This is a genomic window from Halorhodospira sp. 9628 (assembly GCF_022228075.1).
In the GTDB taxonomy this organism is placed as follows: domain Bacteria; phylum Pseudomonadota; class Gammaproteobacteria; order Nitrococcales; family Halorhodospiraceae; genus Halorhodospira; species Halorhodospira halophila_A.
This window is the reverse complement of record NZ_JAJNRF010000001.1, coordinates 200,549-214,556: the sequence shown is the minus strand read 5'-3', so window position 1 is coordinate 214,556 and position 14,008 is coordinate 200,549. Positions and strand designations below refer to the sequence as shown.

Below are 14,008 nucleotides of genomic sequence, written 5' to 3'. Positions count from 1 at the left end.
GCATGCGCATCCGTTGGAAGTTGGGGACGGGATTCGGCCTGGTGATCGGTCTGGCCGGCACGTTGGGTGCGGTGGCCATCTGGCAGCTGGGCACCATCGACGATCACGCCTCGGAGCTCCGCGAGGAGGTGCTGCCGGAGCTGCTGGCGGCGCGCCAGATCGAGGCACACGTCCAGCAGAGTGCCCAGCGCTGGCAGGAGTACGGGTTGACCCACGCGCCCGAGGCCGCCGAGCGCGCCGCCGAGGCGCACGAGGAGGCGGTGGCGCAGATCGAGCAGGTGCGCGCGGCGCGCGCCGGTCGCATCGCCGAGTTCGCCGAGGAGGCCGAGGCGGCGATGGACGCCTACCGGCAGGCCACCGACGCTACCGCGGAGGCCGTCCGGCGGCTGCGGGAGATGCGGGAGGGCCTTCTGCGCACGGCGACCATTGCCCTGGAGGAGACGCAGTACCTGCTGGATGATCAGCGCGAGCGCGTGGAGGCCGCCCAGGCGGCGGGTTTCCAGGCGCCGGCCGGGCAGAGCGCCGCCGAGGCTCGCGGGCAACGGTTGCAGGATCTCTCCCGGCTCAACGAGATCCGCATGGTCACCGGCGATATCCACCGGGCTGCCCTGCACTCGCTGGAGACGCGCGACCCGACCCGTCTGCAGGGGGCCCTGCCGGGGTTTGGGCAGGTGCAGGTGCACTTCAGCATCCTGCGCGCCACCGCTGCCGACGAGCAGGAGCGGCAGCTCCTCGAGGAGATCAACGACGCGATTGTCGAGTATCAGGATTACGCGACGGGGCTGGCCGAGGCGCAGGAGGAGCTGGCCGAGCTGCGCGAGGAGCGCGCCGAGACCAGCGCCCGGGCCCTGGCTGCGGTATCCGAGCTGGCCGGGCACACCGCCGAGATTGGTGAGCGGGCCAGCGACGGTGTGGTCGGAGTTGTCCGGGAGGCGGGGGCGACCCTCGTCATCGGTCTTTTGCTGGTCGGCTTGCTGGCCTTCGGTACGGCGGCGTGGACGACGCGGTCGCTGACCCGGCCGCTGGGTCAGTTGGTTCATGGGCTGCGCGATATCGCCGAGGGCGACGGCGATCTGACCCGCCGGGTGGATGAGCGCCGTGCCGATGAGCTGGGCGAGGTCGGCTACTGGTTCAATCGCCTGATGGACCGGATCCACGGCATGATCGTGCAGCTCTCCGGGGCCAGCCGGGATGTTACGGACGGTGTGGCGCGGATCGCCGCCAGCAATGCCCAGATCGAATCGGGTATGGTCGAGCAGTCGGACCAGACCCAGCAGGTCTCCAGCGCCATCGAGGAGATGTCGAGCTCGATCCACGATGTCTCGCGCCAGACCAGCGAGGCGGCCACGGCCGCCGTGCAGGCCGGCGAGACGGCCACCGACGGCCAGGAGACGGTCCAGGGGCTGGTGACGCGAATGCACGAGGTGGCCGCCAGTGTCGAGCGGGCCAGCGAGGCGGTGACCGCCCTCGGGCGCAGCGGCGAGCAGATCGGCGAGATCATCTCGATGATCGACGGGATCGCCGAGCAGACCAACCTGCTGGCGCTCAACGCCGCCATCGAGGCGGCCCGCGCCGGTGAGCAGGGGCGCGGTTTCGCCGTGGTGGCCGACGAAGTACGCTCTCTGTCCCAGCGGACGGTGGACGCCACGCGGCAGGTCTCCGAGGCACTGCAGCAGATCCAGGAGCGCACCGATACGGCCGTCACGGGCATGGAGCAGAGTTCGGGGCAGGTCAACGAAGGGTTGGGGCAGGCCGAGGCGGCCGGGGCGGCGCTGCAGCGGATCGTCGAAAAGGCGCAGAGCGTGGCCGAGAACGTGCAGTCCATCGCCACTGCCGCCGAGCAGCAGTCCAACGTCGCCGCCGAGATCGCCCAGAATGTGGATGCGGTCAATCAGGTCACCCAGCAGACCAGCGGCGGCGTCAATCAGGCGGCGCAGACGGCCCAGCAACTGCGCCGCGAGGCCGAGGGGCTGCAGGCGCTTGTTCAACAGTTCAAGATTGATGAGGGCAGCGAACGATCGTGACCGAGTGGCGGCGCAGCGACTTCCATTACGACTTGCCCGAAGGGCTGATCGCCCATCGGCCGGCAGCGCGGCGATCCGACAGCCGGATGCTGGTGCTGCGCACCGAGGATGGGGCGCTGGCCGACCGCCGCTTTGCCGATCTGCCCGACTACCTGCGCCCCGGGGATCTGCTGGTGCTCAACGACACCCGGGTCATCCCGGCGCGGCTGGAGGCGGCCAAGCCCACCGGGGCGCGGGTCGAGGTCTTCATCGAGCGAGTGGAGGATGCCGCCTCCGGGGTACTGATCTGTCAGCTGCGCGCCAACCGGGCGCCGAAGCCCGGTGGCCGGCTGGAGCTGGCGGAGGGGGTGCAGGCCGAAGTGCTCGGGCGCGAGGGCCGCTTCTTTCGCCTGCACCTGACCGGCCTGACCGAGAGTCTGTGGGGCTATCTGGAGCGGGTCGGTCATGTGCCGCTGCCGCCCTATATCCGCCGGCCGGATGATGAGGGGGACCGCACCCGCTATCAGACCGTCTTCGCCGCCCGCCCCGGGGCCGTGGCCGCGCCGACGGCGGGGCTGCACTTCGATGACGCCATGCTCGAGCGCCTGCGTGCCGATGGGGTGGAGACAGCCCGGGTGACCCTGCATGTGGGGGCCGGGACCTTCGCCCCGGTGGAGAGCGACGACCTGAGTGCCCACACCATGCACGCCGAGCGGCTAGAGGTCGGCGCCGAGACAGTGGCGGCGGTGAACGCCACCCACGAGCGCGGCGGCCGGGTGGTGGCGGTGGGGACCACAGTGGTCCGCGCGCTGGAGAGTGCGGCGGCCGACGGGGAGCTGGCACCCCACAGTGGCGAGACGCGGCTTTTCATCACGCCGGGCTACCGGTTCCGTGTCGTGGACGGGTTGCTCACCAACTTCCACCTGCCCGAGTCGACGCTGCTGATGCTGGTCAGCGCCTTCGGCGGTTACGAATCGGTCATGGCCGCCTACCGCCACGCCGTTGCCGAGGAGTACCGCTTCTTCAGCTACGGCGATGCCATGCTGCTGATCTGATCCGCTCGGGCACCGGCATCGCGGTCCGGCTAGTCGTCGGCGCGTTCGAGCTGCCGGTGACAGCGGGTGCAGCGGTAGATCTGGGTGCCGCGCAGAATGCGGTTGTGGCGGGTGGTGCTCAGCTGCACCTCGCCGCAGCCGCAGCGGTAGCGCCAGCGGCGCTGGACCCCGGGCAGGCCGGTGATGTCGAGGTCGTGGGTGCGCCGTGGCGGGATGCCCATGCGCTCCATCATCCCGCGCCAGGCGGCGTCGTGGCCGCGGCTGTCGTAGAGGTGGAAGGCGGCCAGGTGGGCCAGCTCATGGACCACGGTATCCGGCAGGATGATGCGAAAGCCGTCCTCGCGCCGGAGCATGGGCCGATTGAAGGCCACCACCCAGCGGCGCAGGTCGGCCCGGCCGGCAGTCGAGCCGCGGCGCAGCCACTCGACCCGTGGCGTAGAGGCCTGGCGCAGCGCGGGGTAGGTGGCGCCGAACCGCTCCCACCACGCCCCGGTCTCCCGTTCCACCACCCGGGCCCGTTCGGCCACCGACCCCGGCGCGTTCACGAGGAGGCCTCCGCGGTCCCTGGCTCGGTGGTCGCGGCGCTCCCATCGGGGTGCTCCTCTTGCAAGGGGGCCAGCCCCGCCTCCAGCTGATCCACCCAGCGACGGACCTGCGCGGCAGTGACGGTCTCCTCGTGGATCGCCCCGCCGGCGGCGCTCAGGGCCCGCTGCAGGCGATCCTCGCGGCGGCTCGGCGGGCGGGGGTCGAGGTAGCCCTGTTGTTCGAGCCATTCGCGCAGCTCGCCGATCTTGCGCGTTAGGAAGCCGGGGACGGCCTTGTTCTCCAGCGCCTGGAGGATGGCGGCGGCGTCGCCCTGGTGGCCGTCGGCCAGTGCGGCCACGTCGTCGCACATCTTGCTGCCGGCGATGGGCGCCGCGGCGGCCAGGCTGGCCCGGTCGATGGGAGTGCCGCGACCGATGGCGTAGGCCTCCAGCCACGCCTCGGCGACGATGATCCGTACGGCCAGCTCGGCGCGTTCCTGCGCGGTGAACAGCGTCTGCGCCGCGTCGCTGTCGAGCAGGCCGCGCAGCGGGCCGAGGTACTCGAAGCCGGCGGCGAGGATCCGGTGCAACCGGTCGAGATCGTCGCGCAGGACGTGGAAGAGGTGGATGGCCCCGGTGCCCTGCCAGGGATCGATCCATGGGGCCTCCAGCGCGGCCCCGTAGCTGGCCGCGGTGTGGTCCTCCGGCGCCGGCAGTGGGTGGCGCTGCGGCAGGGAAAGATCCCCGGCGGAGGCGCTGCCGCGGGCCAGGCGGCGGACCTCGGCCAGGTCGATCACCGGCGGCTCGACGCCCGCCTGGCGCCAGAGCTGCGGCTCGGTGGTCTGGGCGCTGAGGTAGAAGATCTGCCGCCCGTCCTCCTCGGCCAGGGTGGTCAGGGCGCCGGCCACGGCGGCGAAGCGGTCGTGGTCGGTGGTGGTCAGGGCCTCGTCGAGGAACAGCGGCAGCGGCTCGCGGCCGCGCTCGGCCTCCAGGGCGAAGGCGACCCGCACGGCCAGCAGCAGCTGCATGCGTGTGCCGGTGGACAGCTCGGCCAGGCTGCGGTCGGTGCCGGCGTGTTGATCCCGGGCCAGGAAACGGCCGTTGCCGTCGGCATCGGGCACAAAGCGCAACGTGTACTGGTGGTCGGTGAAGCGCTGCAGCCACGCCTCCGCCCGGCGAAGTGCTTCGGGGCGGCGTTCGCTGGTGTGCTCCTGGCGGACATCGTCCATCAGCCAGCGCCCGGCGTGGCTGATCAGTGCCTCTTGCAGGCGTTCACCCAGCGCATCGCTGGCGGCCTGGATTTCGGCGCGGGCCTGTTCCAGCGGGCGGGTCTGCTGGACGTCACGGATCCGTTGCCGGATCGAGCCGATGGTCTCGCTGATCTGCTGCGCGTCGCCGGCCCGCGCCAGGCGATCGGCGGCCTCGGCGTGCAGGGTTTCGGCCGAGACCTGTCCGGCGCGTTCGAGGAGCTCCGGGGCGTCGGCCAGGGCGCGGCGGGCGGCCTGCTCTTCGGCCTGCCACTGACGGCGCTGTTCCTGGAGCTGCTGCCACTCCGGGCGCTGCTCCAGTCGCCGGTGCAGCGTGTCCCGATCCTGGTCGGTGATCCCGGCGCGGGCAAAGAGCTGTTCGATGGCCTGGCACCGCTCCTCGGTCTGTCGAGCCAGATCGGCCCGCCAGCGCTCCAGGTCCTGCTGCTGGCGCAGCGCCTCGGTGCGCTGCTGCGCCCGGTTGGCCAGCGCGTCGACGGCGGCAATCAGGGCCTCGACGTCGTCACCGCCATCTGGAGGCAAGGACTGCCAGGTCTTCAGGAAGTCGCCGATCTCGGTGCGCAGGCGCTCGGCCTCGTTGCGGCGCGCCTCGCGCCGGGCTTCGGCCTTGGCCCGGTCGGCGGCGGCCTGGTTCCAGTCGCGTAGGCTCTGCAGGTAGTGCAGGGTGCTCGCTGCCAACCGGTTGCCGTCGCCGCCGAGCTGGCGGGCGCGGCGCGAGAGATCCTCGCGCAGGCCTTGCAGCTCGCGCTTGCACCGTTGCTGTTCGGCGGCGCGCTGGTTGTGCTGTTCGCGCCGCTCCGCGGCGTGGAGCAGGGCGTCGAGTTGTTCCAGGCAGGAGCCGACGGCCTCGTGTTCCCAGGTGCGGGGCTGGGGGAGCTCGGTCGGGTAGCGTCGCCGGGCGGCATCGCGCAGCGCGTCGGCCTGAGGCGCACGCAGGACCGCGCTGGCGGCGTAGATCAAGGCTGCGGTGGTACCGACGGCGGCCGCCACCCAACCGGGATGCCACTGCCACTGCGGCTCGAGCCAGAAGAGGGTGCCGACCAGCGCCGGCGGGGCGCCCATGCCCAGCACGCCGGCCGTGCCGGCGAGGATGCCGGGGCGGGTCGGCTGGCGGGCGCTGAGCCAGTGGATCAGCTCGCGCCGTCCGGCGCGCACCGTTTCGGCCCGGGGCAGGCGGGGATGGTCCGGATCGGCGAGGCGGGTCAGCTCCCGTTCCAGGGCGGTTAGCTCCGCCTCCGCGCGCTGGTACGGCTCCAGCTGCTCCTCCAGGGTGCGCAGCGCCGCCGGGTCGATGCGCACGGCGGCGGGTTCCGGGGCGCCGAGGGCCTCGGCGATCTCCTGCTGCCGCCGCCGGGCGGCGGCAGCATCCTCCTCGGCCTGGCGGCCCTCCCGCTCGCGTTCGCTGAGTTCGCGCAGCAGCTGCCGGTGGCGCTGCAGGGTCTCAGCGTCGGGGGCGGCATCGGGCAGGCGGGTATCGGCCAGCTGCCGGGCGCAGGCCTGTTCCGCCTCGGCGAGTTTCTCCTGCTCGGTGTGGATGCGGTCCCGGGCCGCCTCTTCCTGCTCCAGGCGCTGGAGTTCGTCGCCGTGCAGGTGGTCCATCCCGGTGGGGAAGTGCGCCAGCTGGTCGTCGATGCGTCGCAGCTCGGTCCGCGCCGCCGCCAGTTCGCCGGCCTGGCGCAGCTGCTCGGCCTCGTGTCGGGCCTGCTCGGCGGCGCGGTACTCCGCCTCGAGCTCCGCCAGGCGCTGCTCGTCGGCGATCAGGTTCTCGTGTTCATGGCGCCGCTCCCGCCACTCCTTGCGCGCCCGTTCCAGGGCGCGGGCCTCGGCATCGCCGTGGTTGCGCTTGAGGTGGAACGGGCCGTTCTGGGCGGTCAGCGCCGCCAGGTCATACCCGCCGGCGAGTTCGCGGACCAGCTCTCGGCCGATTTCGGCGTCGGTGGCCCCCGGATCGGTCAGTCCTTCCACCTGCAGGGCGTAGCAACCGAGCAGGTGGGGCGGGGGCAGGGCCGGCGGATCGGCCGGGGCGCCGTCGCGGTACCAGGTGACCCGGTCGCCGACCCGGGTGACCTTCATGGGTCCGGCGGCCGTTTCCACGTCGGCTTCCAGGTGCACCGTGCCCGCTATGCGCCGCCCCGGCTCAAGCAGGGCGCGAAGGGCACGGATCAGGCTGCTCTTGCCCGAGGCATTGGGGCCGACGATCAGCTGCAGCCCGTCGGCGGTATCCTCGACGGTGAAGCCCGGATCGATGCCGGGCAGGCGCAGGATTCGCAGCCGGCGCAGTCTCACGATGCGGCCTCCCGGTCCTGGGCCAGGAGGCGCTCCAGGGCCTGGCGGGCAGCCTGTTCGAGGGCTTCGGCGATGCGCGCCTCGTCCAGGCGGGGAGACTCCAGCCCCCAGAAAGTGCGCTGCCGGGCGACCGCCTCGAGTTCCGGCCGGGCGCGGCGGATCAGTTCGGCACGCTCGGCATCGCCCGGCTGGCGCCGCAGGATCAGTAGGCGCCGTGCCAGGAGTCCAACCGGATCGCTGCCCTGTGCCAGGCGTTCCAGGTCGAGCGCTGGCTCCGTGGCCATGCGCACGGCCTCGACAAAGTAGTGGACCCCATCGCGCACCTCGTGGAGCTCGGCCAGACCGGTCTCCTGCAGGCGCGCCTCGATTCCGGCACCGGGTGCGGGGCGCCCGGTGATCTGCAGCCGGCAACCCACCGCCTGGGCTTCGGCGCCGTTGCGGCTCAGCTCCAGGTGGAGGGCGTCAAGCGCCGCCATCACCCGTGGGTGGAGCTCATCGGCGTGGTCGATGCTGTCGGCGCTGACCGCCAGCGACTCCCAGCGCAGCGGGGCCAGCGGGACATGCTCGGCCTCGATGCGCCCGGGACCGTCGACCTGGATCCACCAGGGGCCGCGGGCGCCCGGTTCGCCGGGGTCGAGGCCGAGCACGCTGCCTAGATAGCCGATGGGCCGGGGGCCGCTCAGCATGTCCGGACGGTGGATGTGGCCAAGCAGCCAGGCGTCGGTGTCCGCGGCTTCCAGATCCGCCGAGCGCACCGGCGCATAGCGGCTGCCGGTCTGGTCCCGGTCGCAGTGGAGCAGGCCGATGCGTGGCCGGGTGCCGGTCCGCCGCGGGACAGGGTGCGCCAGGGGGCTGTCGGGGGCGGTGGTGCCGGGGAAGGACCAGCCGAGGATCTCCACCCCGCCGATTTCGACGGTTTCCCAGGTGCCGTTGTGACCGAGCAGTTGAAAGGCCGGGAGGCTCTCGGCCAGGCGGGGTAGGACGTCGCCGTCGTGGTTCCCGGAGACGCCGGCGACCGGGATGCCGTGGGCAGCCAGGCGCTCCACGCCGCTGCGCAGATCGGGGAACGCCTCATAGAGGTCGTCGCTGTCCTCAACGACGTCTCCGGCCAGCAGGACGGCGTCGGCACCGTCCCGCACGGCACGCTCCACGCACATGGCCCAGGCAGCCGCCGGGGTCAGACGGCCGGCCGGATCGATGGTCGAGGGGATGCGGCTCGGGCGGCGCCCCAAGTGCAGATCGCCGATGGCAAGAATGCGCGCGGGCACGGTTTTCCCATTATGTGGTGGAAACCCATTTATGCTAACACCCGCAAGCGGCAAGCAGCGCTTGTCGACAAACGGATGCAGGAAGATGCATCCATCAGAGGTGTCGCATGCGCGGGGGATCGCGGGGCGGGTATCGTTAACCCCGCATTCGGCAAAGGGAGCTTGCCGAGCCACCCCGAGCAACGGCGTGAGAGCCCGATAGGGGCGGATAGGGAGATCCGCGGTGAATCCCGCCGAATGTAGGGGCCTGGGGCGGGGTGGTCAAGGACGACCACCCGCCCGCGGGGCCCGCCTCCTGGCCGAAAGCCTTTATACTAGGTGCGTCCGTGGTGCCGGACGTGCCTCGCGCCGTCCAGCGCCGGCCCTCGCCGCGCAGAAGGAGGTGGCTCTGGTGAACCGTCGGCGATCCCTGAGCGGAGCGCTGTGCCGCATGCTTTTCGTGTTGGCGCTCCCGGTCCTGTCCGGTTGCGCGCAGCTGGTTAGCTATTCGGTGGAGCAGGACGAGGTCCAGGCCCACCTCGATACCCGGTTGGAAGCGCTGCGGGATGTGCGTCTGCAGAGCCCGCTAGCGGCCTTCGACTTCTCGGTGCGCACCGCCGATGTCACCCTGGGTCCGGAAGAGGCGCCGGACCGAATCCAGCTCGATATCCTGGGGCGTGCCGGCGTGGACCTGCTCATGGGGCAGGAGTCCGCGGGCGTGGCGCTGCGCCTGCGCGGCCTGCCGGATTATGACCATGAGGCCGGTGCGGTCTACGTCCGGGAGCTGGAACTGGTGACCAGCCGGGTGGAGTCGCGCTGGTTCAACGGCGAGGTGACGGAACTCGTCGATCCGGTGGTCGGCCTGGTCGGCGAACACCTGGAGCGGACCCCGGTCTACGAGATCGAGCGCGACAGCGCCACCGGGAGGGTCCTGGGTCGGGTCCCGGCGGAGGTGCGGGTCGAGCCGGGGCGGCTTGTGCTAAGGCCGCGCTAGACCGTGGCATTCACCCCCGAACAGAGGCAGGTCATCGAGCACCCGGGTGGGCACGCCCGGGTGAGCGCTGCGGCCGGGTCCGGCAAGACGGCGACCCTGGTGGCCCGGGTGATCGAGTTGCTGCGCCGCGGCGCGGACCCGGCACGAATCCGGGTCCTGATGTTCAACCGCTCGGCCCGGGAGGACTTCGAGCGTCGCTTGACGGTGGCCATCCGCGAGGCCGGCTCGCCGGCGCGGGTCTCGGTACAGACCTTCCATAGCGCGGGCTACCGGCTGCTCCAGCGGCTCGAGGCCGAGGGGGTGGTGCCACGGCGCCGGCTCGAGAGTGCCGACTGGGTCGCCCGCAAGCTGGCGCGCAATGCGCTGGAGGCCGCGCTGGAGGATCGGGACGAGGCGGAGGCGGTGGAAGACGATGCCGTCGATGCCTTCCTGGCCTTCGTCGACGTGGTCAAGGCCGATACCCGCGAGGCGTCCGTCATCCATGCCGAGGCCCCCGCCCTGCTGGGCACGTCGCTGCCGGGCCATTATCTCGAGGCCTACCGGCGCTTCGAGGCCCTGCGCGACGACCAGCAGCTGCGCCTTCTCAATGACTTGATCCACGAGCCAGTCCAGGCTCTGTTGGCCGACGAGGCCCTGGCCCGGCGCTTCCGGAATCACTTCGATCACGTCATCATCGACGAGTATCAGGACGTCAACGAGGCGCAGCAGCAGCTGATCCGCTGCATCGCCGGTGAGCGGGCTGCGGTGATGGTCGTCGGTGACCCGGATCAGTGCGTCTACCAGTGGCGCGGGGCGCGGCCGGAGTACATCGTGCGCCGTTTCGACGAGGACTTCCCCGGTGCCGCCAGCTACACCCTGCCGCACACCTTCCGTTTCGGCCACACCGTGGCGTTGCTGGGCAACCACTCGGTGGTGCGCAACCGACAGCGGGACGGCAAGCTCTGCCTGGCGGCGCCCGATAATCCGGCCACCGAGGTGCGCCGGTGCGTCGACAGTGACCCGGAGCTCTACCGGCGCATCCTCGCCGAGCATCGGGCCGCCGGGGGGAGCCTGAGTGAGGTGGCGGTTCTGGTCCGGCTCTATAGCCTGGCCGCGCCGCTGGAGCTGGAGCTGCTCGAGGCCGGGGTGCCGCTGCGTCTGGAGGGGCGCGCCGGGCTCTTCCAGCGTCGCGAGATCCGGGCGCTCCTCGGTTACCTGCGGTATGCCGCCGGAATGCTGCGCGAGCCGCTGCCCGATGGTGCCGGCCCGCGGGAGCTGCTGACCGAGATGCTGATGCTGCCGGTGGCCGGTCTACGCCGGCCGGAGGCGCAGACGGTCGCGCACGGTTATGCCGATGCCCGCCTGCCGCTGACCCGCAGCCTCTCACGTGCCGCCGGGGATCTGCCCCGCTGGAAGGCGCGGCGGCTGCGCCAGCGGATGGCTTCTCTGGAGGCCCTGGGGGCATTCCGGCGCGACGATCCGGTGGCCGATGTGCTCGATGAGATCGTCACCGAGCTGTCGCTCTATGAGGCCATCGCCAGCGGCTCGCCGAGCGCTGAGACGGCCACCGACCGCACCATGATGGTCGACGCCCTGCGCCGTTTCGCCGCCAGTGGCGGTTGGGGACTGACCGAGTTCCTGGAGCGCTGCGACGAGCTCATCGCCCGCTCGGCGCAGTGGCAGGACGCGCCCCCCGAGCAGGCCGTGCGGGTGACCTCCATTCACCGGGCCAAGGGGCTGGAGTGGCCCGTGGTGATCGTCCCCGGGCTGGCGGAGGGGACCTTTCCCTACGGCGCCGGTGAGGCCACGGCGGCGGATCTGGAGGCCGAGCGGCGGCTGTTTTATGTGGCGGTGACCCGGGCCCAGCAGCGGCTCTATTTGGTCCATCCCCAAGACCCGCGTCTGGAGCGGGCGTTGCAGCGCGGCCGTGCGGAGCAGTTCGATCCGCACCGGGCGGTGGCCTCGCGCTTTCTCGCCGAGGCGCAGCCGGAGCGCTCCACCGCTGCCGGGGCGGCCCTGGATCGAGGAGAGGTGCCTGATAAGCGGCTGCGTACGCAGGTCGTTGGCGATTATCTGGCGGCCTTGCAAGCGCACGAGGTGGTCCTCGGCTGAATCCGTTTACGCCGCCGGGTGCAGTGCTTAGGCTCGGAGCGCGCCGGGGGTGAGCCGTTGTGGGGGAGAGACGTTGGCCAAGCGCACAGAGGGTGAGCAGGATCCGGTCCGCGGGCTGGCCGGGCGGCTGCAGCGGCGTTACCGCGAGCGGATCGCCGGCGAGCTGGTGTTGCCCGCCCGTCCGGCGCGCACTGCGGGATTGCCCGAGGAGCTGGCCCCGGCCCTGGTCACAGCGCTGCGCCAGCGCGGTATCGAGCAGCTCTACAGCCATCAGCGCCAGGCGTGGGAGCGGATCCGCGCCGGGCGGCATACGGTGGTGGTCACCCCGACCGCCTCGGGCAAGACGCTCTGCTACAACCTGCCGGTCCTCCACGAGGCGCTGACCGGCGGTGGCAAGGCCCTCTACCTCTTTCCCACCAAGGCGCTGGCCCAGGATCAGGTGGCCGAGTTGCACGAGCTCAATCAGGCCGGCGGGCTGGGGCTGCGCGCCTTTACCTTCGACGGCGACACTCCGGGGGATGCCCGCAAGGCGGTGCGGACCAAGGGCGATATCGTCGTCTCCAATCCGGATATGCTCCACCAGGGAGTGCTGCCCCACCACACCAAGTGGGCGCAGCTGTTCGAGCAGCTGCGCTACGTGGTGGTGGACGAAGTGCACACCTATCGGGGAGTGTTCGGGTCCCACGTGGCCAATCTGTTCCGGCGGTTGCGGCGCATCTGCCGTTTCTACGGGGCTGATCCGGTCTTCATCTTCACCTCGGCGACCATCGCCAACCCGGGCGAGCTGGCCGGGCGGTTGATCGGTGAGTCAGGCGTCGAGGCCATCACCGAAAGCGGCGCCCCGGCCGGAGAGAAGCGGCTGCTGCTGTGGAACCCACCGGTGATCGACCCCGATCTGGGGATCCGCGCCTCGGCGCGCTCGCAGACCACCCGCATCGCGCGTCTGGCCGTGCGCAGTGGCCTGAAGAGCATCCTCTTTGCCCGCAGCCGGCTGATGGTCGAGGTGCTGACCAAGTATCTGAAGGACGTCTTCGACAAGGACCCGCGCCGGCCACCGCGGGTGGCCGCCTACCGAGGCGGTTACCTGCCCACCGAGCGCCGGCAGACCGAGCAGGCCCTGCGCGCCGGCGACGTCGAGTGCGTGGTGGCCACTTCGGCGCTGGAGCTCGGGGTGGATATCGGCAGCCTCGACGTGGCGGTGCTCAACGGCTACCCAGGGACCATCGCCGGCACCTGGCAGCGGCTCGGCCGGGCCGGGCGGCGCAACCGCACCGCGCTGGGCATCGTCGTGGCCACCAGCGAGCCGCTGGATCAGTACATGGTCCGCAACCCGGACTTCTTCCTGGGTGCCTCGCCGGAGCACGCGCGCATCGACCCGGACCAGCTGCTGATCCTGCTCGATCACGTGCGCTGCGCCGCCTTCGAGCTCCCCTTTCGCCGCGGTGAGACCTTCGGCGGCGAGGATCTGGAGGAACTGCTCGATTACCTGGTCGAGCAGGGGGTGCTCCACCGCGAGGGTGAGCGTTGGCACTGGGTGGCGGACAGCTACCCGGCCAGCGAGGTCAGCCTGCGCTCGGTGGCCGACGGCAATTTCGTGGTCATCGACACCACCGACGGCGCCCAGCGGGTGATCGCCGAGGTGGACTACACCGCCGCACCGATGACGCTCTACGAGGGCGCCATCTATATGATCCAGGCGCGCCCCTACCAGGTGGAGCGTCTCGACTGGGACGGCCGCAAGGCCTACGTCCGGGAGACGCGGGCCGATTACTACACCGATGCCATCGACTACAGCCGGCTCAAGATCCTCGAGCGTTTCGAGGGCCAGCGCGGTGGCGATGCCGAGGCCGCCCGCGGTGAGGTGCACCTGGTCCGGCGCATCGCCGGTTACAAGAAGATTCGCTATTACACCCACGAGAACATCGGCTTCGGGGAGATCGAACTCCCCGATCAGGAGATGCACACCACGGCGGCCTGGTGGACCATCGAGCCGGGTGCGCTGGAGCGGGCCTTCCAGACGCGCCACCGCGCGCTGGATGGGTTCCTCGGCGCGGCCTACGCCCTGCACCATGTGGCGGCGCTGCGCCTGATGTCCGAGCCCGGTGATCTGGGCCGTGCCGTGGGCGATGGGGACGCCGAGTGGTTCGCCGTCACCGGTCCACGCGGGCGCGGCCAGCTCCGGGATGCCAGCGGCGAGGTGCGCGGGGTTGAGGAGGCCGAGCGGTTCCAGCCGGCGGTCTTCCTCTACGACAACTACCCGGGGGGTGTGGGGCTCTCGGCGCCGCTGTTCGACCAGCGGGCCGCCGTGGTGGCCGATGCCCACGACCTGGTCCAGGGGTGCGCTTGCACCCACGGCTGTCCGGCCTGTGTGGGGCCGGTGCTGGCCTCGGAGGAGACCCGCGGGCAGTCGCCGCGGGCTGCGGCGCTGACGGTGCTTGAGCTGCTGATGGGCAGCGGCCCGGCCGCGGACCCGGATGCAAGCGGGGCCCTGCAATGAGCACGAACGATTCCTAGCGCCCCTGAACGGAGAAGAGGCGGAG

The 14,008-nt window shown here is 71.4% G+C and carries 8 protein-coding genes; 5 read left to right on the top strand and 3 right to left on the bottom strand.

Translation table 11 applies throughout. From position 1 onward, the window contains the following. Window positions 1–2: 2 nt before the first annotated feature. Together LRG10_RS00965 and queA are read left to right on the top strand one after the other, a co-directional pair. Window positions 3–2,024 carry a methyl-accepting chemotaxis protein gene (locus tag LRG10_RS00965; RefSeq protein ID WP_238634448.1) on the top strand — a complete coding sequence of 674 codons (2,022 nt, stop codon included), beginning with the start codon at window positions 3–5 and terminating at the stop codon, window positions 2,022–2,024. Then, on the top strand, window positions 2,021–3,058 hold the full coding sequence (gene queA, locus LRG10_RS00960; protein ID WP_238634447.1) for a tRNA preQ1(34) S-adenosylmethionine ribosyltransferase-isomerase QueA: 1,038 nt from the start codon (window positions 2,021–2,023) through the stop codon (window positions 3,056–3,058). Before LRG10_RS00965 ends, queA begins: the two co-directional genes overlap by 4 nt. A 29-nt stretch (window positions 3,059–3,087) precedes the next feature. Here queA and LRG10_RS00955 read toward each other — a convergent pair whose 3' ends face one another. From LRG10_RS00955 to LRG10_RS00945, 3 genes are read right to left on the bottom strand one after another with little or no spacing between them, the layout of a single operon-like run. After that, window positions 3,088–3,603 (bottom strand): SprT-like domain-containing protein, encoded by a 516-nt coding sequence (locus LRG10_RS00955; protein WP_201171298.1) that lies wholly within the window; start codon window positions 3,601–3,603, stop codon window positions 3,088–3,090. Beyond that, window positions 3,600–7,136: a hypothetical protein gene (locus tag LRG10_RS00950; protein WP_238634446.1), complete on the bottom strand. Its 3,537-nt coding sequence runs from the start codon at window positions 7,134–7,136 to the stop codon at window positions 3,600–3,602. The genes LRG10_RS00955 and LRG10_RS00950 overlap by 4 nt, the downstream gene beginning before the upstream one ends. Beyond that, entirely contained in the window at window positions 7,133–8,404 is a 1,272-nt protein-coding gene (locus tag LRG10_RS00945; protein ID WP_201242965.1) for a metallophosphoesterase, read from the bottom strand. The genes LRG10_RS00950 and LRG10_RS00945 overlap by 4 nt, the downstream gene beginning before the upstream one ends. A 391-nt stretch (window positions 8,405–8,795) precedes the next feature. Here LRG10_RS00945 and LRG10_RS00940 point away from each other — a divergent pair, with 391 nt between their 5' ends. From LRG10_RS00940 to LRG10_RS00930, 3 genes are all read left to right on the top strand, one after another. Next, window positions 8,796–9,377 (top strand): DUF1439 domain-containing protein, encoded by a 582-nt coding sequence (locus LRG10_RS00940; protein ID WP_201171289.1) that lies wholly within the window; start codon window positions 8,796–8,798, stop codon window positions 9,375–9,377. A 3-nt stretch (window positions 9,378–9,380) separates the two neighbouring features. Continuing rightward, entirely contained in the window at window positions 9,381–11,468 is a 2,088-nt protein-coding gene (locus LRG10_RS13195) for an ATP-dependent helicase (RefSeq protein WP_238634444.1), read from the top strand. Window positions 11,469–11,541: 73 nt separating this feature from the next. After that, a complete protein-coding gene (locus tag LRG10_RS00930; RefSeq protein ID WP_201242963.1) occupies window positions 11,542–13,965 on the top strand; it encodes a DEAD/DEAH box helicase in 2,424 nt (807 codons plus the stop codon). The last annotated feature ends 43 nt before the right edge of the window (window positions 13,966–14,008 follow it).

Excerpts from the sequence above, each read along its gene's own strand:
- LRG10_RS00965 (WP_238634448.1), top strand. The coding sequence starts at position 3 with ATGCGCATCCGTTGGAAGTTGGGGACGGGATTCGGCCTGGTGATCGGT.